19 protein-coding genes are annotated in these 25,850 nt (G+C 68.7%); 7 read left to right on the forward strand and 12 right to left on the reverse strand.

All coding sequences use genetic code 11. From position 1 onward, the window contains the following. Positions 1–35: 35 nt before the first annotated feature. Together AC5P74_RS11100 and AC5P74_RS11105 are read right to left on the reverse strand one after the other, a co-directional pair. Positions 36–2,027 (reverse strand): M56 family metallopeptidase, encoded by a 1,992-nt coding sequence (locus tag AC5P74_RS11100; RefSeq protein ID WP_329842722.1) that lies wholly within the window; start codon positions 2,025–2,027, stop codon positions 36–38. Between the two features lie 3 nt (positions 2,028–2,030). After that, positions 2,031–2,417 (reverse strand): BlaI/MecI/CopY family transcriptional regulator, encoded by a 387-nt coding sequence (locus AC5P74_RS11105; RefSeq protein WP_005421039.1) that lies wholly within the window; start codon positions 2,415–2,417, stop codon positions 2,031–2,033. Between the two features lie 188 nt (positions 2,418–2,605). Here AC5P74_RS11105 and AC5P74_RS11110 point away from each other — a divergent pair, with 188 nt between their 5' ends. Further along, on the forward strand, positions 2,606–3,703 hold the full coding sequence (locus AC5P74_RS11110; RefSeq protein WP_206619822.1) for a serine hydrolase domain-containing protein: 1,098 nt from the start codon (positions 2,606–2,608) through the stop codon (positions 3,701–3,703). Here the strand turns inward: AC5P74_RS11110 and AC5P74_RS11115 are convergent. From AC5P74_RS11115 to AC5P74_RS11125, 3 genes are all read right to left on the reverse strand, one after another. Beyond that, positions 3,662–4,474, reverse strand: coding sequence for a hypothetical protein (locus tag AC5P74_RS11115; RefSeq protein WP_346607619.1), 813 nt, complete (start codon positions 4,472–4,474; stop codon positions 3,662–3,664). The two genes, AC5P74_RS11110 and AC5P74_RS11115, sit on opposite strands and share 42 nt — an antisense overlap. Before the next feature lie 3 nt (positions 4,475–4,477). Then, positions 4,478–5,893: an XVIPCD domain-containing protein gene (locus AC5P74_RS11120; protein ID WP_346607618.1), complete on the reverse strand. Its 1,416-nt coding sequence runs from the start codon at positions 5,891–5,893 to the stop codon at positions 4,478–4,480. Positions 5,894–6,009: 116 nt separating this feature from the next. Further along, positions 6,010–7,116 (reverse strand): SDR family oxidoreductase, encoded by a 1,107-nt coding sequence (locus AC5P74_RS11125; protein WP_053497995.1) that lies wholly within the window; start codon positions 7,114–7,116, stop codon positions 6,010–6,012. A 196-nt stretch (positions 7,117–7,312) separates the two neighbouring features. Here AC5P74_RS11125 and AC5P74_RS11130 point away from each other — a divergent pair, with 196 nt between their 5' ends. Continuing rightward, a complete protein-coding gene (locus AC5P74_RS11130; RefSeq protein WP_049438731.1) occupies positions 7,313–7,621 on the forward strand; it encodes a hypothetical protein in 309 nt (102 codons plus the stop codon). On the opposite strand, the gene AC5P74_RS11135 is transcribed toward AC5P74_RS11130, so the two are convergent. After that, a complete protein-coding gene (locus AC5P74_RS11135; RefSeq protein WP_053497997.1) occupies positions 7,609–8,667 on the reverse strand; it encodes a DNA topoisomerase IB in 1,059 nt (352 codons plus the stop codon). The genes AC5P74_RS11130 and AC5P74_RS11135 overlap by 13 nt on opposite strands. A gap of 111 nt (positions 8,668–8,778) precedes the next feature. Between AC5P74_RS11135 and AC5P74_RS11140 the strand changes: the two genes are divergently transcribed. The 3 genes from AC5P74_RS11140 (at position 8,779) to AC5P74_RS11150 (ending at position 15,327) form a co-directional block, all read left to right on the forward strand. Continuing rightward, on the forward strand, positions 8,779–9,168 hold the full coding sequence (locus tag AC5P74_RS11140) for an I78 family peptidase inhibitor (RefSeq protein WP_032954733.1): 390 nt from the start codon (positions 8,779–8,781) through the stop codon (positions 9,166–9,168). Between the two features lie 173 nt (positions 9,169–9,341). Next, on the forward strand, positions 9,342–13,796 hold the full coding sequence (gltB, locus tag AC5P74_RS11145; protein ID WP_346607617.1) for a glutamate synthase large subunit: 4,455 nt from the start codon (positions 9,342–9,344) through the stop codon (positions 13,794–13,796). An 85-nt stretch (positions 13,797–13,881) separates the two neighbouring features. Beyond that, positions 13,882–15,327 (forward strand): FAD-dependent oxidoreductase, encoded by a 1,446-nt coding sequence (locus AC5P74_RS11150; protein WP_005421057.1) that lies wholly within the window; start codon positions 13,882–13,884, stop codon positions 15,325–15,327. Here the strand turns inward: AC5P74_RS11150 and AC5P74_RS11155 are convergent. Then, complete coding sequence (locus AC5P74_RS11155) at positions 15,313–17,721, reverse strand: ATP-binding protein (protein ID WP_346607626.1); 2,409 nt, start codon at positions 17,719–17,721, stop codon at positions 15,313–15,315. The genes AC5P74_RS11150 and AC5P74_RS11155 overlap by 15 nt on opposite strands. 167 nt (positions 17,722–17,888) lie before the next feature. Between AC5P74_RS11155 and AC5P74_RS11160 the strand changes: the two genes are divergently transcribed. Then, positions 17,889–18,755 carry a methylglyoxal synthase gene (locus AC5P74_RS11160; RefSeq protein ID WP_206619816.1) on the forward strand — a complete coding sequence of 289 codons (867 nt, stop codon included), beginning with the start codon at positions 17,889–17,891 and terminating at the stop codon, positions 18,753–18,755. Positions 18,756–19,080: 325 nt separating this feature from the next. Here AC5P74_RS11160 and AC5P74_RS11165 read toward each other — a convergent pair whose 3' ends face one another. Genes AC5P74_RS11165 through ttcA form a run of 3 tightly spaced genes read right to left on the reverse strand, consistent with a single transcriptional unit; the run spans position 19,081 to position 21,782 of the window. Next, positions 19,081–19,860, reverse strand: a complete 780-nt coding sequence (locus tag AC5P74_RS11165; RefSeq protein WP_005421062.1) for a M48 family metallopeptidase — start codon at positions 19,858–19,860, stop codon at positions 19,081–19,083. 59 nt (positions 19,861–19,919) lie between these two features. Next, positions 19,920–20,825 carry a recombination-associated protein RdgC gene (locus AC5P74_RS11170; RefSeq protein WP_005421064.1) on the reverse strand — a complete coding sequence of 302 codons (906 nt, stop codon included), beginning with the start codon at positions 20,823–20,825 and terminating at the stop codon, positions 19,920–19,922. Positions 20,826–20,861: 36 nt separating this feature from the next. Beyond that, positions 20,862–21,782, reverse strand: coding sequence for a tRNA 2-thiocytidine(32) synthetase TtcA (gene ttcA, locus AC5P74_RS11175; protein ID WP_495204921.1), 921 nt, complete (start codon positions 21,780–21,782; stop codon positions 20,862–20,864). A gap of 91 nt (positions 21,783–21,873) precedes the next feature. Here ttcA and AC5P74_RS11180 point away from each other — a divergent pair, with 91 nt between their 5' ends. Beyond that, a complete protein-coding gene (locus AC5P74_RS11180) occupies positions 21,874–22,077 on the forward strand; it encodes a YdcH family protein (protein WP_005421068.1) in 204 nt (67 codons plus the stop codon). Positions 22,078–22,199: 122 nt separating this feature from the next. On the opposite strand, the gene plsB is transcribed toward AC5P74_RS11180, so the two are convergent. Together plsB and AC5P74_RS11190 are read right to left on the reverse strand one after the other, a co-directional pair. Beyond that, positions 22,200–24,836, reverse strand: a complete 2,637-nt coding sequence (plsB, locus tag AC5P74_RS11185; protein WP_346607616.1) for a glycerol-3-phosphate 1-O-acyltransferase PlsB — start codon at positions 24,834–24,836, stop codon at positions 22,200–22,202. After that, positions 24,836–25,789, reverse strand: coding sequence for a hypothetical protein (locus AC5P74_RS11190; protein ID WP_329842729.1), 954 nt, complete (start codon positions 25,787–25,789; stop codon positions 24,836–24,838). The genes plsB and AC5P74_RS11190 overlap by 1 nt, the downstream gene beginning before the upstream one ends. Positions 25,790–25,850 lie beyond the last annotated feature (61 nt).

Here is a 25,850-nt window from a genome sequence, read left to right on the forward strand (position 1 = left end):
CCAGGGTAGTGCCGGCCGCTGGCCGGCACTACCGATCAGAGTCGCTCGGCCTTGCCACTGGCCAGGGCGCGCGCGATCACCTGCTGCGCCTGTTGCGACGCCTGGGCATGCACGCGTGCCTGGCGCTCGCCCAACGCGGCCTGCTGGCTGCCCAGCGCTGCCTGGCGGCTGGCCAGTTCAGACTGCTGGCTGGCCAGGCGCTGCATCTCGCGGGTGTCGCTGGCGCGCGCGGTTTCGTTGTCCACGTCCTGCATCGCACGACGTGCCTGTGCGGCGGCCTCACGTGCCGCCTCGCGGGCAACGGCCACATCGTAGGTCGCGCCCCGCGCCGCCTTTGCCGCTTCCGCCGCCGCCTCGCGATTGATGTCATGCGCGGCCATCGCACTGCGCGCGGCCTCGGCGGCGATCAGTGCGATGCGGCGCGATTGCTCGCCCTGCAGGCGGCCCATTTCACCCAGCTGCCTGCCGAGTTCGCCCTGCTGGCGACCCAGCACGCTTTGCTGGCGGCCCAGTTCGCTCTGCTGGCGGCCCAGCTCTACGGCACCGCTGTAGGCACGCTGCAGGCTCTGGATCAGCATCGGGTCACGCACCACGTAGCGCTTGTCACCCTGGCGGAACCACAACGCCGGGCCCTTGCCGAGCTGCCTGCGGGCCACCGTCACGTCGTCCATGCCGCCGTTGGCGAAGGTCGAATCACCATCAACCAGAACGAAGGCCTCCCGGGGCGACCTGCCCAGGTCCAGGCGACCGTAGGTGGTGATGGAGGTGGCGGCCGACGTCGTGCCTTCATCGTCTTCGGCCATGCCCGTGGCGTCGCCGACATCGGCCACATCGGCATCGTCGGGCCCGGTCGCGTCAGCGGGTTCGGCCGGCGCGGCCGGTGCTGCAGGCGCGGCCGGGGCCGCCGGCACGCCCGCGGCGGATGGCGGTGCGGCCGGAGCCTTGGGAGCCTTCGGCGGTGGTGGCGCCACGACCTTGGGTGCCGCCGGTGGCGCGGGCGGTGCCGGCGGTACCGGCGCAGCGACCAGCCGCATCGGCGCCACACCCACCAGTACCACGGCCGCCGTCAACGCCATCGCCAGGATGCGGGGGCAGGCACGGCGTGGCTGCAACGAGAGCAGGCGACGCTTGAGGCTGGTGGCATCCGGTGCGGCACTGGCCACGCCCAGGTGCGGCTGCGGTGCCACCCCCAGCTGCAGCAACAGACGGCCATAGGCCTGGCGGCTGGCAGCGTGCTGGCCCACCACCGCTGCGTCCACCGCTTCTTCGCGCGCTTGTGCATATTCACGCACCGACAGGCGCAGCAGCGGATGGAAGAAGAACAGGTGCTGGGCCAGCGCAGGCAGCAGGCCCCACTGCAGGTCCCGCCGCTGCAGGTGCTGCAGTTCGTGGGTCAGGGCCAGGTCGAGCGCGTCGCCCTGCAGGGCGTTCTCGCCCGCCGGCAACAGCAGCACCGGGCGGAACGGACCGACCAGCTGCGGTGCGTCCACCTGCGTGCTCATCCACAACCGCGGCGCAGGCCGCACACCATGTGCATCGGAAGCCAACTGCAGGGCCTGCACCAACGCCTGGTCCTCGCAGGGATAGGCCGCTGCCAGCAGCGCGCGACAGCGACGCCACTCACCGAAGGTGCGCAGGGCCGTCAACAGCACGCCGGACATCCACAGGCCGGCCAGTGCGATGACCCACCACGCCACTGCTGGCGTGTCTGCTGCAGGCATCGGTATCGTCGCCAGCAGCTGCGCCGAGGCTTCCGGGGCCAGCGGATAGACCACGTCGGCAGCCGCATCGGTTGCGGTCATCGCCACCACCTGCGGTGCGGGCAGCCAGGCCAGCTGCAGCGGCTGGCTCCAGAACAGGCCAAGCACGGCCTGCAGCGATACCAGCCACCACAGGCGGCAGCGGGTCGCCGCCGACAGTGACGGCAGCGCGCGGCACACGCCATATACCAGGGCTACCAGCAGCACGGTCTGCAGGCTGGTCCAGCCCAGCCGTTCCAGCATCGGGATCAGCATCGTGGTGTCCATGGCTCAGCCCTCGTGGCGACGCGATTGGAGTTGGGCGACCAGCGCTTCCAGTTCGGCCAGTTCGTTGTCGCTGACCTTCTGCCGCTGCGACAGATAGGCCACGAACGGCGACACCGAGCCCTGCAGGGTGTTGTCGACAAACTGCGCCACCGCGCCCTGCAGCACGCTCTGCGGGCCGCGGGTGGCCTGGTAGCGGTAGATACCGTCCTGTTGCCGGCGCTGAAGATACCCCTTCGCCCGCAGGCGCTCCATCATCGTCAGCACAGTGGAGCGGGCCAGCCCGCGGGCCTCGCCGTAGCCACTGGCGACCTCGCCGACACTGGCCGGCGCATGTTCATCGATGTACTGCAGCAGGGCCAGTTCCTGGTCCCCGATGGTCTTGCCGCGCATGACACCACTCCCTTGACTACACGTGTCGCCACTGTCAGCTTGACGACAGCTGTAGTCAACCCCCCGGAAGTCACGGGCCGACGAACGGTAGGGCACCGAGCGCTTAAACCTTCGATGCGCTGTCTGCATCCGATTCGCAACGCCCGCTGGAATTCCGCATGTTCCGCCCAACGCTCCGAGTCGTGCTCATGCTCATCAGTGCCCTGCCCTTCGCCGCCGTCTCTGCCAGCCAGGACCAGGCCAACGACCAGACCCGCCGCCTGATCCGCCAGATCATGCTGGAGCAGCGCATCCCCGGGCTGCAGGTCGCGGTGGTCAAGGACGGGCAGATCGTGCTCTCCGAAGCCTACGGCCTGGCCAACGTCGAGAACGGCGTGCTTGCCTCGCGGGACACCCGCTTCCCGCTCAATTCGGCCACCAAGGCGTTTACCGGCGTGGCTGCCGCGCAGCTGGCTCAGCAAGGGCAGCTGGATCTGGACGCGCCGGCCTCGCGATATCTGGCTGATCTTCCGCCAGCGTGGAGAGACGTACGCGTACACCAGCTGCTGGCGCATACCTCCGGCCTTCCGGACATCCTTGATGCGAACGGGCTGCTGGGCGGAGGTTCCGAAGCACAGGCATGGGCGGCGGTGACAGCTCGACCGCTGGAAGCGGCGCCTGGGCAGCGCTTCGCCTACAACCAGACCAACTACGTATTGCTGGCGCGGATCATCGCGCAGCAATCCGGCATGCCCTACGAACGTTTCCTCGCCACCGGCCAGTTCAGCAGCGCGCGGATGGCCCGCACCACCTTCGGCGACAGCTACGACCTGATTCCGGATGCTGCGACGATGTACAGCCTGGCCCCGCGTGCCACCGACGATGTAGATGCGCCGCCCCGCCTGTCGCATTGGTTCTACGACATACCGCCTTCGCTGTGGGCGGGTGGCGGCATCCTCACCACCGCCGACGACACCGCGCGCTGGCTGGTCGCGCTGACCGAAGGCCGCCTGCTGCCGGAGACGGCCCTGCGGCGGATGTGGAGCGTAGAGCGCCTGGCGGATGGCCGTGCCGGCCCGTGGGCGGGTGGCTGGCCGGTGTTGCACGCATCGCCCGACCTTCAGGTGGCCGGTATCGGCGGTGCGCGCTCGGCCTTCGTGGTCTATCCCGAGCGCGGCGTGGCGGTGGTGGTACTGACCAATCTTGTCGGTGCCAATCCACAGCAGTTCATTCCACGCATTGCCGATTTCTATGCGCGCGATGCCTCAACGCCCGGTCACGAACGGGTCGCCCTGGCACGGCAATAGCGGGCTGTCATCGCAGGGCCATAACCCGGCCGGCACGGTCCTGGACACTTCAAAGTGATCCTGGTTCCAGCGCAGGAAACCGCCGTGCATGGCATTGCCATGGTCGAAGCTGCGTGCATCGGCGGTCAGTGGCTGTTCGGGGTCGGCTTCGGCCACCCAACGCAGCACGGGCACTTTGTCCAGCACGCCGATGAAGGCGAACAGATCGCCCGCGCCCTTGTCCTCGTAGGCCGTCAGGGTCGCCGCATCGGGCAACCCGGCCTGCGCCAGGATGGATGCGGTGACATCCTGCAGCGGTGCGGCTCCCTGTGCGATGTAGGCGCGCATGCCCGTGGTGGTTGCCGGGCAGCCCTGCAGCTGCACCAGATAGCCGGTGATACCGCCACTGCCGGAGAACGACCGCATCCAATAGCGGAAGCGCGGCCCGCTGCGATCAGTAACCATGAAATCCTGCTGGCCATCCTGCGCGGGAATGGAGAGCACCTGCACCTTGCTGGCGCTCTCCACGTTGCACTTCAACTGCGCCAGCACCTGCCTGGCAGGTTCGGGCAACGTAGCGTAGCGGCCGCCGGGATGGACGCTGCCGGAAGCCTTGGGCAATGCGGGCAGTCCGCGATCCGTGGGAAGGGTCTGCGCAGGCAGGGTCTCCGGTTTCGCGGCCGAGCTGGCAGTGGGCGCCACCGGCGCGACGCGCTCTCCAGCGGGCGCGCAGGCGCTGCAGGCCAGCAGCAGCATCAATGGAACGCTCGGCGTCAGCTGCGATCGGATCATCGATCAACGCCCTCCCATCGCCGGCGCTTCCTGCTGCTGTGCCGGCGCGGGCACAGGTGCAGCCTGTTCGCGCGATTGCTGCTGCAGCTGGCGCACGCTGGATTCCACTGCGGTCTCGCGCACCTCGGCCGCATTGACCCCTGCGCGCAGCGCCGCAGGATCGCCCGGGCTGCCCTGCACCAGGAACAGTGTCTCGCCCGCCGCACGGCCGGCGCTGGGATTGCTGGCCACGATCTGGTCGACCCGGGTGATGCCCGCGGCCTTCGCTTCGCGCAGCATCACCAGGCTGTAGTCCTCGGCATGCTCGGCGTAGCGTCCGCCCAGGGCCTGCAGGCGCGTACTGCTCTGCTGCTGCAGGGCATGATCGCGATGCTGCGGCTGACGGGGGTCCTCGTTGGCCGCGAGCGGCACGTCCTGCCCCAATTCGCGCGTCTGGCCGGGTGCAACCGAGGTCAGCACGTACTGCCAGCGGTTCTGCCCAGGCGTGCCGCGCACCGTCGACACGAAGTCGTCATACTCGCCGCCACCGATGGTCTGGCAACCGGCCGAATCGGTGTTGGACCGGCTGCCACGATGGATCTTGAAGGTGTCGTTGAGGTCCTGCACGCCCTGGGTATCACGCGCATCGAACCAGCCATCGCCATTGCTGTCGCGCTCCACCCGTCCGGCGCCCGCAGTGATCGCGTCCTGCGAAGGACGCAGCGCGAACTCATCGGGATGGCCATTGCGCGGATGGGTGGTCGCGCGCATCTCGGTGGTGCCCTCGCCCAGGCGCCCCAGATCCTTGACCCGGTCGCCGTTGACATCCTCACCCTCGGTCTTGGTACGCGGCGCCACATTGCCAAAGCCCGGGCTGCGCGGCGCGGTCTTGGCATGGCCGTCGTACTGGGCGGTCGGCTCGGTCGTGGCCTGGTTGAACTCGCGCACATGGCCGCGGCCCTGCGCATCCTTCCACAGCACCACGATGCGGTCATCGTAGACCCCACGTCCGCGCGCCTCGGTCGTGCGGTTCTCATCGCGCAACCCCAGCACCACGCGGTCCTGGGTTGCCATTGCATCGTTCGCTGCGATGTTGCCGCGCTGGGCCACGATGCTGCCATAAACGTCGTACTGCTGGGCCTGGCTCAATCCCGCTGTCTCGGCAGCATCGGGCATCCGCGGCGGGCGCGTCGCCTCGCCCAAGCGATCCAGCATCGGATTCACCGTAGCTGCATCGGCTGCGGCCACGCCCCCGTTCCGGCGCAGGCCCTCAAGCTCGGCGGCCGCACGCGCCGAGATATAGCGATCCAGCGATTCCTGCACCACTGCGCTCTGGCCGTCGTGCAGGGCCTGGAGGCGGGTGGCGGCAGCACGCGCATCGTTCCGCCGCAGCAGGGCGACGACCTCGTTGGCTGCGGCATTGATATCCATTTCGGGCATGGTCGGTCCTTGAACATGGTCGGTACAGGATCAGCCTACCCCAATCGCACGGTGGGGCCTTTGACAGGTCGCACACCTTCGCTGCCCCGCCGGATTCAGGCGGGAACCATCACAACTCAGCCGCGTGGCCCACCCATCACCGGCAGGATCGCCCCGCTGATGTAGCTTGCACAGACCGGCGAAGCCAGGAACACATACGCCGGTGACAGCTCTTCAGGCTGTGCCGGCCGGCCCATGTCGCTGTCCTTGCCGAACTCCGCCACGTCTTCGGCCTGCTTGTCGGCGGGGTTCAGCGGCGTCCATACCGGCCCTGGCGCCACGCAGTTCACGCGGATGCCGCGCGGCAGCAGCTGGCTGGCCAGCGCCTTGGTGAACGCATGGATCGCGCCCTTGGTGGCGGAATAGTCGATCAGCGCCTTGCTGCCGAAGATCCCCGTTTCCGAGCCGGTGTTGATGATGCTCGCGCCTTCGCCCAGATGCGGCAGTACCGCACGCGCCATCTGGATGTAACCGCCGATGTTGGTCTGCAGGGTCTCCTGCAGATGCGCATCCTCCAGATCTTCCAGGCGCTCGCAGTGCAGTTGGAACGCGGCGTTGTTGACCAGGATGTCGATGCCGCCGAACGCCTTGGCCACCTGCTTGACGGCCTTGTTGCAGAAACGCGGATCGCGCACATCGCCGGCGATCACCACGCAGCGGCCGCCTTCGCGTTCCACGTGCTGGCGGGTGATGTCCGCGTCTTCGGCCTCGTCCAGGTGCAGTACCGCCACATCCGCACCTTCGCGCGCGAACAACACTGCCACCGCACGGCCAATGCCGGAGTCGCCACCGGTGACGATCGCACGCATGCCCTGCAGCTTGCCGCTGCCCGTGTAGTCGGGCGCAAGGAAACGGGGCGCCAGCTCCAGTTCGTGCTCGTGGCCGGGCTTGGCCAGCTGCTGTGCCGGCATCGCCTCCGGCTGCCGGCGTGCGCCGGCCTGGGTGGCGGTCTTCTTCGTTGCCTTCTTGGCCGCGCGCGCGTCCTTGGCCTTCTCCTGGTCCTGCAGGCGCCGCTGCCGTGCAGCGACGCGTGCCGCCCGTGGATCACTGGCGGCTGCCTTGCGGGTTGCGGTCTTCACCACGCGCGGGCGATCAGGGTCGGCGACCGTCTTGGTCGGGGTGCTGCCTTTGCGCACTTTCGGCGATGCCTTACGGCGGGCGGGGGTCTTGCTGGTGGTGGCCATGCAGGTCTCCTCGGGAGGGAAAGGGGCTGCCGGCCAGCGGCCGGCACTACCGGAGGGCGGCCCATGCCGCTCCTGCAGTGTCTCCACCCACGCTGTTGGCGGCGGTGAGCGCGCCGTGTCCACGATGTGCACGGCATTCATTCCGCCACCACGTCTGACGTCGCACCCTGCACGCAATCACACCAGGAGCGCCGCCATGAAACTTGCCATCGCCACCGCCGCCGCCTGCTTTGCCCTTGCCGCCTGCAGCAGCACGCCGATGGCCCAGGTGCAGCCGATCGACGGCGTGATCTCCGGCCAGTGCCACAGCGACAGGGTGCGCGGCGCGGTGGGCCTGGCCGCCTCGGACGCCACCGTGGCCCGCGCACGCGTGGACAGCGACAGCCTGCACGTACGGGTATTGCGCCATGACGGGCCGCGGGTGCCGCCGGCCAGCGAAGGCGGCGACCGCCTGACCATCGAAAAGGGCCGGACCAACAACATCGTTGCGATCTACTGCGGCTGACGACTGCGACTGAGCCGCCGCGCCCGGCGCAGCACTTTCAGCGTGGCCTGCTCCCACTGCCGCGGGCCTCGCAGGCCGGCCAGCGAGGCCAGCTCACCGCGCTCCCAGCCGGCAAACACGCACGGGTCGATGTAGGCCTTGCGGCACACGGCCGGCGTGTTGCCCAGCCGTGCCGCCACTTGGCAGACCACTTCACGCTGCGCCTTGGCCAGCGCGCGCTGGCTGGCCGGTTCCGGCAGTTCGGTGGCGGCCAATGCCTGTACCGCCGCCAGCGTGCCGCCCCAGGTGCGGAAGTCCTTGGCGGTGAAGTCTTCGCCCATCACCTCGCGCAGGTAGTCGTTCACCGCGCCGGAATCCACCGGCTGCAGCGCGCCTTCGTCGTCGCGGTACTGGAACAGCGCCTGCCCGGGCAGCTGCTGGATGCCGCGTACCAGCGTGCCCAGCCGCCGATCGCCCACCACCACCTCGTGCAACTGCCCGGATTTGCCCCGGAAGCGCATGCGCACGCGGCCACCGCGCAGCAGGTCCAGGTGGCGGTTGCGCAGCGTTGTCAGCCCGTAGGATTTGTTTTCCTGTGCATAGCTTTCGTTACCCACCCGCACCAGGGTGTCGGCCAGCAGGGCCACCACCACCGCAAGCACCTTGTCGCGCGGGAAGCCGGGCTGCTTCAGATCGCGCGACAGCCGCCGCCGCAGCGTGGGCAACGCCTCGCCAAAGGCGATGATGCGGTCGAACTTGCCGGCATCGCGCTCCTTCGCCCAATCGGCATGGTAGCGATACTGCTTGCGTCCACGCGCATCGCGGCCGGTGGCCTGCAGGTGGCCATTGGCGTGGGCGCAGATCCACACGGCGGTATACGCAGGTGGAATCGCCAGCGCACGGATGCGCTGCAGGGTGGCGGCATCGCGAACCGCGTGGCCATCGGCATCGCGGTAACTGAAGCCCTTGCCGGCGCGACGCCGGCTGATGCCTGGCTGGGTGTCATCGACATAGCGCAGGCCGGCCGCGCGCGCGGCCTGTCGTTCGGGGGTAGAGGAGGTTGGCATGACCGCAGTGTCGCCGTCGCGATGCCGCGAACCTGTCGATAACAGAAGACAAACACGTGAGGGTCGGTTCGCCGCTATGCTCGGGCTTTCACAATCCCTTCCGGAGTCATGATGTCGTTCCCGATTCGCGCCCGTTCGCTCTCCGCCCTGCTGCTGCCGGCCGTGCTGGCCCTGACCGCCTGCCAGGCTCCGGCGCTGGATGAACAGGATTCGGCCACTGCCCATGCCCAGCAGGCGGCCGAAGCCGCCAAGGCGCCGGCCGACGAAACCGGCAAGGCCACCGAGGCACCGCCGGTCGGCACCTGCGATGCCAGCCAGGTGCAGAGCCTGGTCGGCCAGGCCTACGCAGACGCGCTGGGCAAGCAGGCGCAGGAAGATGCCGGTGCCCACCAGCTGCGCGTCATGAAGCCCAATGACGTCGCCACCATGGAGTTCCTCGGCGACCGCCTGAACATCGAAGTGGACGACAAGGGCCTGGTCAGCGGCGTGCGCTGCGGCTGAGCCCGACCGCGCGCCGGCACGGGATGCCGGCGCGTTCTGTTGCACCTGCAACCGTGTATTGCGGCGCTGCAGCAACCTGTGATCTAGTCGAGGCATCCGGTGGCCTCACGATGCGCTCCAGGGAATGAGCGGGGACGAGTGTCGCCGCCAACCCTATACGCATCGAGGTAGAGATGGCCCCCCGCAACCGCCAAGGGCTTTACGACCCGCGCTCCGAGCGCGATGCCTGTGGATTTGGCATGGTCGCCCAGCTCGACGATCAACCTTCGCGCCTGTTGGTTGATACCGCCATCGCCGCGCTTTCGCGCATGACCCACCGTGGCGGCGTCGCCGCTGATGGCCTGACCGGCGATGGCTGCGGCCTGCTGCTGCGCCGCCCCGATGCGTTCCTGAAACTGCTGGCCAGTGAAGCCGGCATCGCCGTCGCCGCACGCTTCGCTGCCGGCCTGGTGTTCCTGCCGCACGATGCCGAGGCTGCACACGCCTGCCGCACGCAGCTGCAGGCGCAGGTCGAAGCGGTCGGCTGCAAGGTCGCCGGCTGGCGCGAGGTACCCACCGACGACAGCGTCTGCGGCCAGCTGGCGCGCGACACCCTGCCACGCATCGAGCAGGTGTTCGTCGATGCCGGCGTCGGCCAGGATGATGCCGGCTTCGCGCTGGCGCTGTTCCTGGCCCGTCGCCGCAGCGAACAGCAGCTGCGCGACCATGCCGACTTCTACGTCACCACCCTCACCCCGGATGCGATCAGCTACAAGGGCATGGTGCTGCCGGACAAGCTCAGCCGCTTCTTCCCCGACCTGCAACGCCGCGAACTGGCCTCCAGCGCGATCGTGTTCCACCAGCGCTTCTCCACCAACACGCTGCCGCGCTGGCCGCTGGCGCACCCGTTCCGGATGCTCGCCCACAACGGCGAGATCAACACCATCGAAGGCAACCGTCGCTGGGCGCAGGCGCGCAGCAAGGTGTGGAAGACGCCGCGCTTCGACATCGCCGAATTCGATCCGGTGATCTCCATGCACGGTTCGGATTCGCAGAGCCTGGACAACATGCTGGAGCTGATGGTTGCCGGTGGCATGGAGCTGATCCAGGCGCTGCGCATCCTGGTGCCGCCGGCCACCCAGTCGCTGGAGTTCAAGGACCCCGACCTGGCCGCCTTCTACGAATTCCACGGCCTCAACAGCGAGCCGTGGGACGGCCCGGCCGGCATCGTCGCCTGCGACAGCCGCTATGCGGTGTGTACATTGGACCGCAACGGCCTGCGCCCGGCGCGCTGGATGCTCACCGCTGACCGCCACTTCCTGGTCGCCTCCGAAGCCGGCGTGTGGGAAGTGCCGACCGAGCGCGTGGTGCGCAAGGGCAAGCTCGGCCCCGGCGAAATGGTGGCCATCGACCTCAAGCGCGGCGACCTGCTCGATTCGGACGCGGTGGACCGCATCAACCGCGGTCGCGCGCCGTACAAGCAGTGGCTGCAGCAGGGCGTGACCTACCTGCAGACCGAACTGATCGACCCGTCGCTGGTGGAAGAACCGTTCGACGAAGCCACCCTGCGCAGCTATCACAAGCTCTACCAGCTCAGCAGCGAGGAAGTGGAACAGGTGCTGCGGCCACTGGCCGAGACCGAGCAGGAAGCCACCGGCTCGATGGGCGACGACACACCGATGGCGGTGCTGAGCCAGCGCAGCCGTCCGCTGTACGACTATTTCCGCCAGGCCTTCGCGCAGGTCACCAACCCGCCGATCGATCCGCTGCGCGAAGACTGCGCGATGTCCCTGTCCACCCAGCTCGGCAAGGAGACCAACATCTTCCATGCCGGCCCGGAGACGGTGAACCACGTCATCCTCAACTCGCCGGTGCTGAGCCAGCGCAAGCTGCGTCAGCTGCTGAAGATGGACCAGTACGTGCAGGCCAACCGCCTGCTTGATCTGTCCTACAGCGAAGACGAGGGCCTGCGTGCCGGCATCGAGCGCATCTGTAGCGAGGCCGAGCAGGCCGCGCGCCAGGGCATGGTGATGCTGCTGCTGTCCGACCGCTACCCGGTGGCCGGTCGGCCGATGGTGCATGCCCTGCTCGCCACCAGCGCCATCCACCACCACCTCTCGCGGCTGGGGCTGCGCTGCGACGTCAATCTGATCGTCGAAACCGGCACCGCGCGCGACCCGCACCACATGGCCTGCCTGCTCGGCTTCGGTGCCACCGCGGTGTATCCGTACCTGGCCTACCAGACCCTGTTCGACCTGGGCCGTCGCGGCATCCTCAAGCTCAGCAAGGGCGGCGAGCAGTCGCAGATCGGCCGCCGCTACCGCAAGGGCATCTACAAGGGCCTGTCGAAGATCATCTCGAAGATGGGCATCTGTACGGTGGCAAGCTATCGCGGCGCGCAGCTGTTCGAGATCATCGGCCTGGAACCCGAGGTTGTGGACATGTGCTTCCCGGACACCGCCTCGCGCATCGGCGGCGCCGGCTTCGCACGCCTGGATGCCGACGCGCGCGAGCTGTGCGCGCAGGCGTGGGACGCGCAGCAGGACGTGGATGTCGGCGGCCTGCTGAAGTACGTGCACGGCGGCGAGTACCACATGTACAACCCCGACGTGGTCACCACCCTGCAGCGCGCCGCGCGCAGCGGTGACCCGCGTGCGTGGCAGCAGTACTGCGATGCGGTGCACGCGCGCCCGCCCTCGGCGCTGCGCGACCTGTTGGAACTGGTGCCGGCCGCAATGCCGGTGCCGCTGGACGAGGTCGCCCCGGCCAGCGCCCTGTTCCCGCGCTTCGATACCGCAGCGATCAGCCTCGGCGCCCTGTCGCCGGAGGCGCACGAGGCCCTGGCCATCGCCATGAACCGCCTCGGCGGCCGCAGCAATTCCGGCGAAGGCGGCGAAGATCCCGCACGCTATGGCACCGCCAAGCGCAGCAAGATCAAGCAGGTGGCCTCGGGCCGCTTCGGCGTCACGGCCGAATACCTGGTCAATGCCGAGGTGCTGCAGATCAAGGTCGCGCAGGGCGCCAAGCCCGGCGAAGGCGGCCAGCTGCCGGGGCACAAGGTCAACGAACTGATCGCGCGGCTGCGCTATGCGCGTCCGGGCATCGGCCTGATTTCGCCGCCGCCGCACCACGACATCTATTCGATCGAGGACCTCGCGCAGCTGATCTACGACCTCAAGCAGGTCAACCCGACCGCGCTGGTGTCGGTGAAGCTGGTCAGCCATGCCGGCGTCGGCACGATTGCCGCAGGCGTGGTCAAGGCCGGTGCGGACCTGATCACCATCTCCGGCCATGACGGCGGCACCGGTGCCTCGCCGGTCAGCTCGATCCGCTACGCCGGCGTGCCGTGGGAGCTGGGCGTGGCCGAAGCGCACCAGGCGCTGCTGGCCAACGACCTGCGCGGGCGTACCCTGCTGCAGACCGATGGCGGCCTGAAGACCGGCCTGGACGTGGTCAAGGCCGCACTGCTGGGCGCGGACAGCTTCGGCTTCGGCACCGCGCCGATGATCGTGCTGGGCTGCAAGTACCTGCGCATCTGCCACCTCAACAACTGCGCCACCGGCGTGGCCACCCAGGACGAGCGCCTGCGCGAGAACCACTTCACCGGCCAGCCCGAGCGCGTGGAGAACTTCTTCCGCCTGCTGGCCGAGGAAGTGCGTGGCTGGCTGTCGTACCTGGGCGCGCGTTCGCTGGAAGAAATCGTGGGCCGTACCGACCTGCTGCGCCAGATCGACGCCGCACCGCGCGACGGCGTGCGCGTGGATCTGTCGCGCCTGCTGGCCGACAGCCGTTACGAGGGCAGCCACTGCGCGGCGCAACGCCTGTACGAATCGCCGGACAGCCTGGCCACGCAGATGGACGGCCTGCTGGCGCCGGCCATCGAGCACAAGCGTGGCGGCGAGCACCGCTTCCTGATCCACAACACCGATCGCAGCATCGGCACGCGCCTGGCCGGTGCCGTTGCGCGCGCGCACGGCAACCAGGGCATGGCCGAAGCACCGCTTGAACTGCGCTTCCGCGGCAGCGCCGGGCAGAGCTTCGGTGCCTTCAACGTCGGCGGCCTGCACCTGGAAGTGGAAGGCGAAGCCAACGACTACGTCGGCAAGGGCATGGCCGGCGGCCGGCTGGTGGTGCGTCCACCGCGTGGCGCCCGCTTCGAGGCACGCAGCACCGCCATCATCGGCAACACCTGCCTGTATGGCGCTACCGGTGGCGAGCTGTTCGCCGCGGGCCGCGCCGGCGAGCGCTTCGCCGTGCGCAATTCCGGCGCGCTGGCGGTGGTGGAAGGTGCTGGTGACCACTGCTGCGAGTACATGACCGATGGCGTGGTGCTGGTGCTGGGCAAGGTCGGGCTGAACTTCGGCGCCGGCTTCACCGGTGGCCTGGCCTACGTACTGGACGTGGACCGCGATTTCGTCGACCGCTACAACCACGAGCTGATCGACATCCATCGCGTCTCCGCCGAAGGCTTCGAGAACTACCGCCAGCACCTGCACCGCCTGATCGGCCGCCACCGCGAGCTGACCGGCAGCATCTGGGCACAGCAGATCCTGGACGAGTTCCGCGACTACATCGGCAAGTTCTGGCTGGTCAAACCCAAGGCCGCCAGCATCGAGTCGCTGACCGAAACCCTGCGACGCGCCGCATAACGGTAGTGCCGGCCGCTGGCCGGCATCCCAGGATCACGTAGTGCCGGCCGCTGGCCGGCATCCGGAAAACACCACAGAGTCCGCCATGAGCCGCAAGCACGCCTTCCAGTTCCTCGACCTGCCCCGCACCATGCCGCAGCGCATCCCGGTGGAACTGCGCACGTCCGGCGACTGGGGCGAGCTGTACGGCAAGTTCGGCAAGGAAGACGCCCAGTACCAGGCGGGCCGCTGCCTGGACTGCGGCAACCCGTACTGCAGCTGGAAGTGCCCGGTGCACAACGCCATTCCGCAGTGGCTGCAGCTGGTGCAGGAAAACCGCATCCACGAGGCCGCCACGCTGTGCCACAGCACCAACCCGCTGCCGGAAGTATGCGGCCGGGTCTGCCCGCAGGATCGGCTGTGCGAAGGCAGCTGCACGCTGGAGGAATTCGGCGCGGTCACCATCGGCGCGGTGGAGAAGTACATCGTCGATACCGCACTGGCCAGTGGCTGGCGTCCGGACCTGGGCGCGGTGCAGCCGACCGGCCACAGTGTGGCGGTGATTGGTGCCGGCCCGGCCGGGCTGGCCTGTGCCGACCGCCTGGCACGCGCCGGCATTGCCGCCGTGGTCTACGACCGCTACGAGCAGATCGGTGGCCTGCTGCAGTTCGGCATTCCCAGCTTCAAGCTGGACAAGGACGTGATCCATCGCCGCCGTGACGTACTGGAAGGCATGGGCGTGCAGTTCCGCCTCGGCGTGGAGATCGGCCGTGATGTCAGCGTGCAGCAGTTGCTGGACAGCCACGATGCCGTGTTCATCGGCACCGGCGCCTACCGCTATACCGATGGTGGCCTGGTCGGCCAGGACCTGAAGGGCGTGCTGCCGGCGCTGCCGTTCCTGGTGCAGAACAGCCGCATCGTCGGCGGCGATGATCCGAAGGGCCGGCCGATCGCCGGCTGGGAAGACACCATCGCCCTGCCCGACCTCAACGGCAAGCGCGTGGTGGTTCTGGGCGGTGGCGATACCGGCATGGACTGCGTGCGCAGTGCGGTGCGGCTGGGCGCGGCCAAGGTCACCTGCGCCTATCGCCGCGACGAAGCCAACATGCCCGGCAGCGCGCGCGAAGTCGCCAATGCACGCGAGGAAGGGGTGCGCTTCCTGTTCAACCGGCAGCCGCTGTCGATCGAAGCCGGCGCCGACGACGAGGTGATCGGCGTGACCGTGGTCGAGACCCGGCTGGGCGAGCCCGATGCCAATGGCCGCCAGAACGCGGTGCCGATCGAAGGCAGTGAGTCGCTGTTGGAGGCAGACGTGGTGATCATCGCCTTCGGCTTCTCGCCGAGCGTGCCGGCGTGGCTGGCGGAACTGGGGGTGGAAGCCCAGCCCAATGGCCGCATCCTCGCCGGTGGCAAGGACCGCCTACCGTTCCAGACCGCGCATCCACGCCTGTTCGCCGGTGGCGACGCGGTGCGTGGTGCCGATCTCGTGGTAACCGCGGTGGCCGAAGGCCGCGACGCCGCTGCCAGCATCGTCCGCCTACTGGCGCACTGAGTCCGGCAACAGCAGCAGTTGCAGCAGCGCGCGCAGTTCGTGCGCCTCCAGCGGCTTGGCCAGGAAATGGTCGATGCCCGCCTCACGGCAGGCCTCGCGCGTGCGTTCCAGCACGCTGGCGGTCAACGCAATGATCGGCACCGGAGCATGGGCAGCGCGGGTATCGCTACGGATCGCCCGGGCCAGCGCGAAGCCATCCATGTGCGGCATATGGCAGTCGGTGATGACCAGGTCGAACGGTTGCACCTGCCAGGCCTCCCATGCCTGCAGGCCGTCGCTACAGGCGTGCACCTGCAGTCCCAGCTCGCACAGGCGTTGTGCCAGCAACTGCAGGTTGGTCGGATGATCCTCGGCCACCAGCACCCGCGCCGGCGGCAACGGTCGTAGCGCGGGCCGTGCCATCGCCGGTCCCGCAGCGGGGGCCGCACAGGCCGCCAGGTCCAGCTCCAGCCACACAGTGGTGCCCTTGCCGGGCACGCTGCGCAGGTGCAGATGCCCGCCCATCGACGTCGCCAGCTCGCGGCAGATCGACAGCCCCAGGCCACTGCCGCCGAAACGGCGCGTGGTCGACGCCTCGGCCTGCTCGTAGGCGGCAAACACCGCCTGTTGCCGTTCCACGCTGATGCCCACGCCGGTGTCGGTCACCTGCAGGCGCAGTTGCTGGCCGCCGTCGCGCTGCTGCAGCACGTGGACCTGCAACACCACGCTTCCCTGCAGGGTGAACTTCAGCGCGTTGCCGGCCAGGTTGAACAGGACCTGCCGCAGGCGCAGCCCGTCAGCCAGCGACCAGGGCTGCAACGTCGGGTCGATCTCGCTGCACAGGTGCAGCCCGCGGCTGGCCGCGACGGGCATCAACAGCTGCTGCACCGCGCGCACCAGCGCCGCCAGATCGGTCGGACGCAGCTGCAGGGGCGCCGGCTGCAGGCGCTGGCTGTGCAGCACATCGTCGAGGATCTGCCGCAGCATCTGCGCAGCCTCACCCACGGTGGTCAGCACCTGCCGCTGGTCCGCATCCAGGTCCGTGCCGGCCAGCCGCTCCAGCATGCCCAGCAGGGTGCTCATCGGCGTGCGGATCTCGTGGCTCATGGTCGCCAGGAAATGGCCCTTGGCCAGCGCCGCCTGCTCGGCCGCGCGGCGCGCCTCGGCCAACGCCGTTGCACGCGCCTGGGCTTCGCTGACGTCCATCCAGTAGCCGCTCCACTCCACGCTGCTGTCATCGCACGGCAACGGTCGTCCCTGTGATCGGACCCAGCGCCAGCCCTGTGCCGACCGGGTGCGGAAGGTAACGTCGATCGGACCGCGCACGAGCGCGGCCGCTTCGATGCTCGCCATCACCCGGCTGCGGTCACCGGCATGCACGGCCGCCAGCAGCTGCAGATGGTCGATCCGCTCAGTCTCCACGGCTACGCCGAACAGCGCCTGCACGTCGCCGGCGATCTGCGCCAGGCTGTAGTGGCCGGTTGCCGAACGGCGCGCCTGGTAGACCACCGCCGGCAGGTTCGCGGTGACTTCATGCAAGCGCTGCTCCAGCACCCGGCGACGCACGCTCTCGCGATGCACGCGCCAGTAGCCGAAGGCATGCAGCAGTATGAGCGCGAGCAGGATCAGCGACACCGGCACCAGCCAGCGCAGTGCCGAACCGGCCGGACGCGCACGTGGCAGTTCCGGCAGCCAGGCACTGCGAACCGATGCCCGACGCGCATCGCCCTCCCGCTGCAGCTCCCGGTCGAAGGCAGCGACCACCGCGGCACAGGCCGGTACGGCGGCCAGCACCAGTGCATCGCCGAAGCCAGCGGGTGCTGCGATCACCAGAGGGTCACCCGGCACGGCGCGAAGCGCGGCTTCGACTTCGGCGAGATTGGCCACCACGGCATCGACCAGCCCGGCGCGCAGCAGTGACAGCGCGTGGTCCAGCGGCGCCGGTGCCAGCAGCTGCGCACCCGGGGCCTGTTCGGCCAGCAATGCGTCCAGCGGCAGCCGGTCCGGGCTGGCCACGCTGCGGCCACGCAGTCCCTCCAACCCCAGCACTGCCGCTGCACCCTCGCGCCGCACGATCACCTGTGGCACTTCCAGGTAGGGGCTGCTGGCCACCCAGCCGGTCGGCAGCTGTGCGCGCGGCCAGCCCAGCAGCACCTGGGTGCCAGCCGGCAGCGGGTCATCAGTGAGCACCGCTGCGGGCAACGGCCGCGCATGCTGCACCGCCTGCGGGCCCAGCAGCGGCAGGTAATCCGCAGCCAACCCCGCAAGGTCGCCCTGCGCGCTGTATGACAGCGGCGGCCGATCGGAACGCCATGCCACCTGCAGTGGACTCGCACAGCCGGACGCAGCAGCGATGCCGGGCAGCAACAGCGATGCCATGACAGCGGCGACGGCGCGGCGGCCGGCGACATTCACGGTAGACATCCTCATTTCGCGGGCAGGAACCACGGCCGCGCAGCGGTACCGCTGCCAGCCACGCTAGCGAGGCGCGCTTCCGCGACAATGAGAAAAATTCGAAAAACATCCCTATCGGCGAATGCCGACATACACTGCCGCTTCTACCCGTCCCTACGGAGCGCTCGATGCGTATCGGCCTGGCCGCCAACCGTCTCCATCACCACGATGCGCGCGCCGCGCTGTTCCGCTGGCTGCGTGCCAGCGAGGCCGGGCTGCGTGAACTGGGCGTATCGCTGCACGCGGTCGGGCGCACCCACGATGCGATCGAACGGCAGGGCTTCCTGGCCGGCTACGGCGGCCTGCACCGCTACCCCTACGGGCGCGAGGGTGGCCTGATGAAACTGGTGGCCGAAGTGGTTGGCATGGGGCCGGATCGCACCCTGGACGGTGCGATCTACCTGATCGACCCGGTCGATCCTTCCTCGGTGTTTCCGGAGGCAACCGCGCTCAAGCGGCAGTGCGTGATCCACGGCAAGCCGTTCATTTCAACGGTGGCCACTGCGCGCGACTGGATCGAGGTGGAACGCATCCACGCCGGGCTGGCTGCCGATACCGGTGCCGACGATCTGCATGCCTTCCAGCACCAGACGCTGGCGCTGATCGCGCACGACGCGATGAAGCCGGCGATGCTGGCCTTCGCCGACGAGCACTTCGATGTGCTGGCACGGTTCGGCGAGCGCGTGGCGACCGGCACCACCGGCCAGCGCTTGAACGAACTGGCCTGGAGCCGCGGCTGGCCCAGCGATACGCCGTGGGTGACGCGCTACCAGAGTGGCCCGATGGGCGGCGATGCGCAGATTGCCGACCGTGTGCTGGAGGGGCGCTGCCAGCGCGCGATCTTCTTCGAGGACCCGCATGTGGCACGCCAGCACGAGGCCGATATCCAGCTGCTGGAGCGCGCGGTGACGACAGTGACCGACCAGGCGGTGTGCCTCACCGCGCCGCGGGTGGCGGCACGCTGGGCTGCCGCGGCGGCATTGCGGGCGGGGTGAGGGTTTCGGCCAACGGCTGCGCCCCTCGTGGTGGGTGGGGGCTGCACGATCATGAGGTTGGCCGGGATGGGTGGAATTGCGGGGGACGCCGTGAACCCGTCCCTGGGGGCTTGGCCGCGGCATCCATGCCGCGGACACCCCCGCAATCCCACCCATCCCGTCCTTCGACAGTTTCCGGTGTGCCCACCACGGAAGAAAGAAGGAAGAGCAGGAGCGGGTCGCGCGCTGCGCGCGCTCTTCTGTAGAGCCGAGCCATGCTCGGCTGCTCTTCAACGTGATGACTGGAACCCCGCGCCACGCGCTTCAGCCGAGCATCGGCTCGGCTCTACAACAGCTGGCGAAGCATCGCCTTCAGTCGCCGACCTTCCAGCTGGAAGTAGTCGCGCTGCTCGCGCCAAGCAGGGAAACGTTGTTCGACTTCATGCCAGAACGCGGCCGAATGATTCGGTTGGATCAGGTGGCAGAGTTCGTGCACCAGCACGTACTCGAACGCTTCCGGACGACCCAGCACCAGGGCCAGGTCCAGGGCCATGCTGCCATCGGGGGCCAGCGAGCCCCACTGCGAGGACATCACCTTCAGGCGCAGGCGGCTGGGAGCGCGCGGCAGGGTGGGCAGGTACTTCGGCAGCCAGCGGCCGACGTCGGCGCGGGTCTGCGCTTCATAGAACTCGCGCAGCAGGCGGCGCAGGGTGGCGTCGCCACCACGGGTCGGCCACTGCACGCAGGCACCGTGCGCGTCGATCTCCAGCCGCGCGTAGCGGCCTTCCTGCCAGCGCAGCGGCAACAGTTCACCGCGCAATGGCAGCACGCCGTCTTCGCCGGGCTGCAGCGGTGCCGGCAGGCCCTGCCCCTGGTACTGCCGCAGCTGCAGCGCCAGCCAGTCGCGGTGCTGTTCCAGGAAGCGCTCGCCCATTACCAGGCTTGCGCGCGGTGGTAACGTCAACCGCGCGCCACGCTCGTCCACGCTCAGCTTGATGCGGCGCGCGCGCGGATCGCGCACGCGCAGCACCTCGATCTCGGCATCCTCCAGGCGCAGGCGAACGGTGTCGCGCTGTACGGTGGCGGGCGGGGTCGGCGTGATCAGGCGGCGCAGCAGACGGCTCATGCGCCCAGCATAGCGCTGCTTCGGGCCGCCGGATGACCGGCGACCGTCGAGCTGCCTGTTCAGTCAGCCTTGCTGAGCTTGAACGCTTCTTCCAGCAACAGGAACAGGCGGCGGATCTCGGCGCTCTGCAGGGCGAAGCGGGCATCGAACTCGGCACGGCGGCCGTCTTCGTCGGCATGCTCCAGCTGGTCCAGGGCGCCGTCGAGGAACTTCAGCTTGCGCACGATCAGGTCGTCGCCGATCACGAAGGACAGGTTGTCCTCGAAGATCAGCGCCAGCTTGGTCACCTGCTTGCCGGCGTCCAGGTGCTTGTCGATCTCGTCGCAGCGCAGTTCCTGGTGCTGGCACTTGACCACCGCGCCGCCTTCGACCGGATCCTTCATCTCGCACTCTTCGCCCAGGCTCAGCCCGGTCGGCAGCGGCTCTCCGGCGATCCAGCCGGTCAGGATCGAGCGCGGCGCGACTTCGGCGTTCAGCGGCATCGCCGGGAAGCTGCCGAGCAACCCGCGGATGTCGGACATGAAGTATTCGCCGGTCTTGCGGCTGGAGGTATCCACCGCCACGTAGCCGTGCTGCAGGTCGATGAAGGCGTCGTTGCGCGAGGACTTCACGAAGGCGCGCGGCAGCAGTTCATGCAGCAGGTCGTCCTTCATGCGCTTGCGCTCGCGGCCACCCGGGCGCCGCCCTTCCTTCTCCTCGATCTCTTCCAGCTTGCGCTCGAGCAGGTCGTTGACCACCGCCGCCGGCAGGATCTTGTCCTCGCCGCCCACGGTCAGCCACAGGTGTTCGGCGATGCGGTGGGACAGCAGTTCCTTCTCCTCGCGGCCGAACGGCGAAATGAAGCCGCGCGAATTCATTTCCAGCGCGCCAACAGGCTTGAGCACGGCGTGCGGCAGCAGGGTATCGACTTCGGAAAAATCGGTGGTGGTCGGGAAACGGAAGAACGTCAGGTTGCGAAAGAACATGGAATTCCGGATGGCGAAGAGGAAGGGCGACCGACCTTAAACGGTGGGCGTCTCGGGATCTGCGTCGGCATCGGCCCGGGAGCCGGCCAGCCAGGCATGGGCGTCGGGCAGCGGCGTGTCGTCGCGACGGCCCAGCGCCATGAAGTCGAACAGGGTGGTGTCGGCCAGCTGCGAGGGCCGGACTTCACCCATGGCGCGCGCGATCTGCTCGATGCGGCCCGGATGGTCCTTTTCCCACTGCTTGAGCATCAGGCCGACCTGGCGGCGCTGCAGGTTCTCCTGGCTGCCGCACAGGTTGCAGGGAATGATCGGGAACTGGCGTGCCTGCGCGTAGTCGACGATGTCGCTCTCGCGCACGTAGGCCAGCGGCCGGATCACCACGTGCCTGCCGTCGTCGCTGCGCAGCTTCGGCGGCATGCCCGCCAGCTTGGCGTGGTGGAACAGGTTCATGAAGAACGTGGCCACCATGTCGTCGCGGTGATGGCCCAGCGCGATCTTGGTGAACCCGTGAGTCTCGGCGTAGTTGTACAGCGCGCCACGACGCAGGCGTGAGCACAGCGAACACATCGTCTTGCCCTCCGGGATGACCCGGCTGACCACCGAATAGGTGTCCTGCTCGATGATGTGGTACGGCACGCCCAGCCCTGCCAGGTACTCCGGCAGGATGTGCTCGGGGAAGCCCGGCTGCTTCTGGTCCAGGTTCACCGCCACCAGCTCGAACGGCACCGGCGCCTTCTTCTGCAGCTGCAGCAGTACGTCCAGCAGGGTGTAGCTGTCCTTGCCGCCGGACAGGCAGACCATGACCTTGTCGCCGGCCTCGATCATGCCGAAGTCGGCAATCGCCTCGCCGACCTGGCGGCGCAGGCGCTTGGCCAGCTTGTGCTGCTCGCGCTCGGCCACGCGTGGATCGCGGGCGGCGCGCGGCTGGGGATCGGGAAGGGAAATCACGGCACTCATGGGTTCCATTCTAACGGCTCGGAGCCGCCCCGGCCGGGGATCGGGTTTCCCCTCTCCCGGCAGTCATCAACGCTGTGTATGCTCGGAGGCTGTGGATACCTACAGCCCCGCCGAGATCGTCGAGCACCTCGCCGCCCTGCGCGCCGAGCACCGCCTGCTGGATGAACAGATCACCCGCATGGCGGCCAACGGCGAGGACGAACTGGAAGCCAAGCGCCTGAAGCGGCGCAAGCTGCAGCTGAAGGACTGCATCGCCAGGCTGGAAAGCCTGCAGATTCCCGACGAGCCGGCCTGAGCCGGGTCCGGGTGGGTGCCAACCTTGGTTGGCCTCCCTCTCCGGTAGGTGCCAACCTTGGTTGGCACGGGTGGAAGTGTGCGGACCAAGGTCCGCACCCACCGCATTGTCCGGCGCGACCTTCAATCCTGCGGCGCAGGCTCGTCCGGGCGCGCTGCTTCCGGGCTGACCCGCTCGATGGTGTGGCGCAGCTCGCGCCCCAGGATGAACTTGGCGTCCTTGGCCCAGGCATCCAGGCGTTCGTCGAACAGCAGCTTGCTGTTCTCGTCCGGCCACACCAGGCGCAGTTCGCGCAGCTTCTGGATGAAGCCGCGGAACAGGGCCTTGTCGAAGAACTCGGGAGCGGCCGGCGCATAGAGCAGGCTCAGGCGCTGCGCGGCCTGCTGGCACAGGCTTTCCAGCTCGGCCGCACCGAGCACGCCCGGGCCGTTCTTCACCAGCACCGAAATGGCGATGTAGTAGCGCTCGAACGCCTGCTGCAGCGAATGGCCGATCGCCCGCAGGCGGAACACCTCGTCGGTCTGCCCGGTGTTGCGCGCGAGGATGCCGCCGTCGTCATCGTTGACGTTCTGCAGCAGGCCTTCGCGCACGAACACATCGATGGTGCGGTCAATGCGCTGCGCGAACTCGTACTCGCTCCACGGCAGGAACAGCTCGGCCTGCAGGAACGGGTACACCGTGCGGCCCAGCTGGACCAGGCCGGTACGGCTCATGCGGCGGTTGTTCTGGAAGCAGCAGGCCACCCACGACGAGGCGGTGAACAGGTGCACCACGTTGTTGCGGAAGTAGCTGAGCAGCACCGCGGTGTCGCCGCTGACGCTGAGCACATCGCCGAGCGGGTGCTTGATGCGGGTGAGGACGTTGATCTCCTCGGCATGGGCGATGATCCGCTCCGGCGAGTGCGGGGTCACCGTCACCCGGTCCGAGTACGGCATCTCGACCAGCAGCGTCTTGCACAGCTCGATCTGCGCGATCAGGTCGGCCTCGCCCATCGCGTGCTTCGGCGTGGACAGCAGGGCCAGCGCCAGCAGGTTGATGGGGTTGACGTCGGCAGCGCCGTTGATGCGCACCTGGATGCGTTCGGCCAGCGTATCCACCGTGGTCGACAGCCAGGCCGGCTTCTCGTCCTCGGGCACCGCCTCGCCCTTCCACTCCGGGGCCTTCTCGGCCAGCACATCGTTCAGCGCGATCGGCTCGCCGAAGTTCACCACCACCTGGCCGTAGTTCTGCTTGAGCACCTTGGGGATGCCCCACAGCAGCGACCAGATCGACTCCTTTTCCTTCGGCCGGCCGGACAGTTCGTCCAGGTAGCTGCCGCCCTCCATCAGCTTCTCGTAGCCGATGTAGATGGGCTGGAACAGGACCGGCTTGCGCGGCTGGCGCAGGAATGCACGCAGCGTCATCGAGATCATGCCGCCCTTGGGCTGCAGCAGGCGCCCGGTACGCGAGCGGCCGCCTTCGACGAAGTACTCCAGCGAATAGCCACCGGCCACCAGCTGCGCGACGTACTCACTGAGCACCGCAGAGTACAGCGCATTGCCACGGATCGAACGGCGGATGAAGAACGCACCGCCCTTGCGCAGCAGGGTGCCGACCACCGGCAGGTTCAGGTTGATGCCGGCCACGATGTGCGGCGGCACGATGCCACGGTCGTACAGCAGGTAGGACAGCAGCAGGTAGTCCATGTGGCTGCGGTGGCTGGGCACGTAGACCACTTCGTGGCCCGGCGCGGCGGCCTTGAACTTGTCCAGGTGGTGCACCAGCACGCCCGCATAGATGCGGTTCCACACGTGGCTGAGCATGAAGCTGGCCGAGCGCACCACCGGGCTGGAATAGTCCGCAGCGATTTCCCAGGCGTAGGCGTGCGCCTTCTTCCAGGCATCGGCCGGCTTCGAGTTGTCGCGCTTGGCCTGTGCGGCGATCGCTTCGCGGACCGGCTCGGCGGCCAGCACCTGGTCCACCAGCAGGCGCCGGGTCGACAGGTCCGGGCCGATCACCGATTCACGGATGCGGCGGAAATGGGTGCGCAGCACGCGCTGCAGCTTGCGCACCGTGCGCTCCGGCTCCAGGCCTTCGTCGACGGTGCTGCGCAGCGAGATCGGCGGAGCGAAGCGCACGATGGTATTGCGCCCGTTCAGCAGCAGCCCCAGCAGGCGGCGGAAGCGGCCCACCAGCGCCCAGTTTTCCGAGAACAGCACCGCGAACCAGCCGCTCTGCTTGTCCGGCGCGCGGCCGACGAAGATCGACACCGGCACCAGGTGCACATCCAGGTCGTCGCGCACGCGGTGCGCCTGCAGGACCTTGGCCAGCGAATCGGAGTGGGTCTTGGCGCCGCGCTGCTCGGGAATCAGCGAGTTGCTGGAGCTGCGCCGCGACAGCGCCAGATAGGCGCGCTTGCGGCCGGTCGGATCACCGGCCAGCGGCACCAGCGGCGACGGCAGGCCGGCCTGGCGGCAGGCCTTGTCCAGGATCAGCGCGTTGGACAGGCCGTAGTCTTCCAGCACGTACATGACCGGGCGGCCATCGTTGTACTGGCCCGGGTCTTCCGGTTCGATCTTCAGCGACAGCCACGGCTCGACCAGGCGACCGAGCAGGCGGGCCCACAGTGGACGGCGTCCGGCCGGACGCGCGTGCGCGGGCGGCGGTACCGGGTTCGGGCCGGTACCGGTCGAGGGAGACGCCGGCACCGTATCGGCGGGCGTCGACTGGGATTCTTCGCCGGGGAACGGCAGCGGGTTCTGTTTCGACATCGGCGCCATTATGGCTTAGGCGGTGGCATTGCCGCTTCCCCACCCTCGGCGGGGGCTTCAGCCGGTGCTGGCGACGCAGCCGCGCGGGCCGCATCGGCCTTGCGCAGCAGCGCGTCGGTGTCGGCCAAGGTGCGGGTCAAGTACCAGTGGCCCTCGCGCCGGCTCAGTGGCAGCTGCAGGGTCATCTCGCGACCGGCCAGGTCGTAGTGCAGGCGCACCAGCGCATTGTCGCCCTGCACCGACAGCAGTTCGCCGCGCACGCTGCGCAGCGCATCGTCCACGCCGAGTCCGTAGCTGCCCAGCACCGCCTTGAGGGTGTGGATGAACGGCGCCAGCTGCTGCAGGCTGCCTTCCATGCCGGCCGCCTGCAGGCCGGCTTCATCATCGAAGCCGACCTTGCTGGCGGCGCCGACCAGCGCGGCGATGGTGCTGCGGGCACGTGCGCGGTCGCTGATCGGGGCAGCCTGCGCCCACCCCGCCAGGGTCTCGACCAGGGCGATGTAGTGGGCCTGCTGGCTGGGCGTGTAGCCCTTCTGGTGGCGCAGGTACTGCACGCCGAAGTTGCCCATCGACTGTGCGGCCTGGCGCACGGCGCCGGCCTGGCCAGCCAGCTGGCGATCGAAGCTGCGCTGCAGTTCGGTGCTGGCATCGGGCTTGCGCAGCGCGGCCAGCATCGGCAGCAGCTGGTCACCCAGCGGCAGTTCGGTCAGCGGCCACTGGCTGTGGCCCTCCGCCCAGGCCTGCTGCAGGCGTTGGTACTGGCCCGGCGGCACCGACAGCTTTGCGTAGCCGACCAGATCATCCTCGGCCAGGCGCAACGCCATCGCCTGTACCGCAGCCACCGGCTCGGCCGCCGGCCTGGCCGGATCGTTGGCAGACTCGCGGCACCCCGCCACGGCCAGCAGCAGCACGGCCGCCAGCCCCCATCCACGCGCAGACTTTCCTCGCACCGCCACGCTCATGCACTCGGACTCCCCGGACCGGCCCGCATCTTGCGGCCTGCGACGTGACAGCGGCAAGCCG

The organism is Stenotrophomonas sp. YJH_SMC_94-11 (assembly GCF_059370435.1).

Coding starts and splice junctions, on each gene's coding strand:
- AC5P74_RS11190 (WP_329842729.1), bottom strand. CDS start 25,789: ATGAGCGTGGCGGTGCGAGGAAAGTCTGCGCGTGGATGGGGGCTGGCG.
- gltB (WP_346607617.1), top strand. CDS start 9,342: ATGGCCCCCCGCAACCGCCAAGGGCTTTACGACCCGCGCTCCGAGCGC.
- AC5P74_RS11150 (WP_005421057.1), top strand. CDS start 13,882: ATGAGCCGCAAGCACGCCTTCCAGTTCCTCGACCTGCCCCGCACCATG.
- AC5P74_RS11125 (WP_053497995.1), bottom strand. CDS start 7,116: ATGGCCACCACCAGCAAGACCCCCGCCCGCCGTAAGGCATCGCCGAAA.
- AC5P74_RS11135 (WP_053497997.1), bottom strand. CDS start 8,667: ATGCCAACCTCCTCTACCCCCGAACGACAGGCCGCGCGCGCGGCCGGC.
- AC5P74_RS11170 (WP_005421064.1), bottom strand. CDS start 20,825: ATGTTCTTTCGCAACCTGACGTTCTTCCGTTTCCCGACCACCACCGAT.
- AC5P74_RS11165 (WP_005421062.1), bottom strand. CDS start 19,860: ATGAGCCGTCTGCTGCGCCGCCTGATCACGCCGACCCCGCCCGCCACC.
- AC5P74_RS11115 (WP_346607619.1), bottom strand. CDS start 4,474: ATGATCCGATCGCAGCTGACGCCGAGCGTTCCATTGATGCTGCTGCTG.
- AC5P74_RS11110 (WP_206619822.1), top strand. CDS start 2,606: ATGCTCATCAGTGCCCTGCCCTTCGCCGCCGTCTCTGCCAGCCAGGAC.
- AC5P74_RS11105 (WP_005421039.1), bottom strand. CDS start 2,417: ATGCGCGGCAAGACCATCGGGGACCAGGAACTGGCCCTGCTGCAGTAC.
- AC5P74_RS11160 (WP_206619816.1), top strand. CDS start 17,889: ATGCGTATCGGCCTGGCCGCCAACCGTCTCCATCACCACGATGCGCGC.
- AC5P74_RS11120 (WP_346607618.1), bottom strand. CDS start 5,893: ATGCCCGAAATGGATATCAATGCCGCAGCCAACGAGGTCGTCGCCCTG.
- AC5P74_RS11100 (WP_329842722.1), bottom strand. CDS start 2,027: ATGGACACCACGATGCTGATCCCGATGCTGGAACGGCTGGGCTGGACC.
- AC5P74_RS11130 (WP_049438731.1), top strand. CDS start 7,313: ATGAAACTTGCCATCGCCACCGCCGCCGCCTGCTTTGCCCTTGCCGCC.
- ttcA (WP_495204921.1), bottom strand. CDS start 21,782: ATGAGTGCCGTGATTTCCCTTCCCGATCCCCAGCCGCGCGCCGCCCGC.
- AC5P74_RS11140 (WP_032954733.1), top strand. CDS start 8,779: ATGTCGTTCCCGATTCGCGCCCGTTCGCTCTCCGCCCTGCTGCTGCCG.
- plsB (WP_346607616.1), bottom strand. CDS start 24,836: ATGGCGCCGATGTCGAAACAGAACCCGCTGCCGTTCCCCGGCGAAGAA.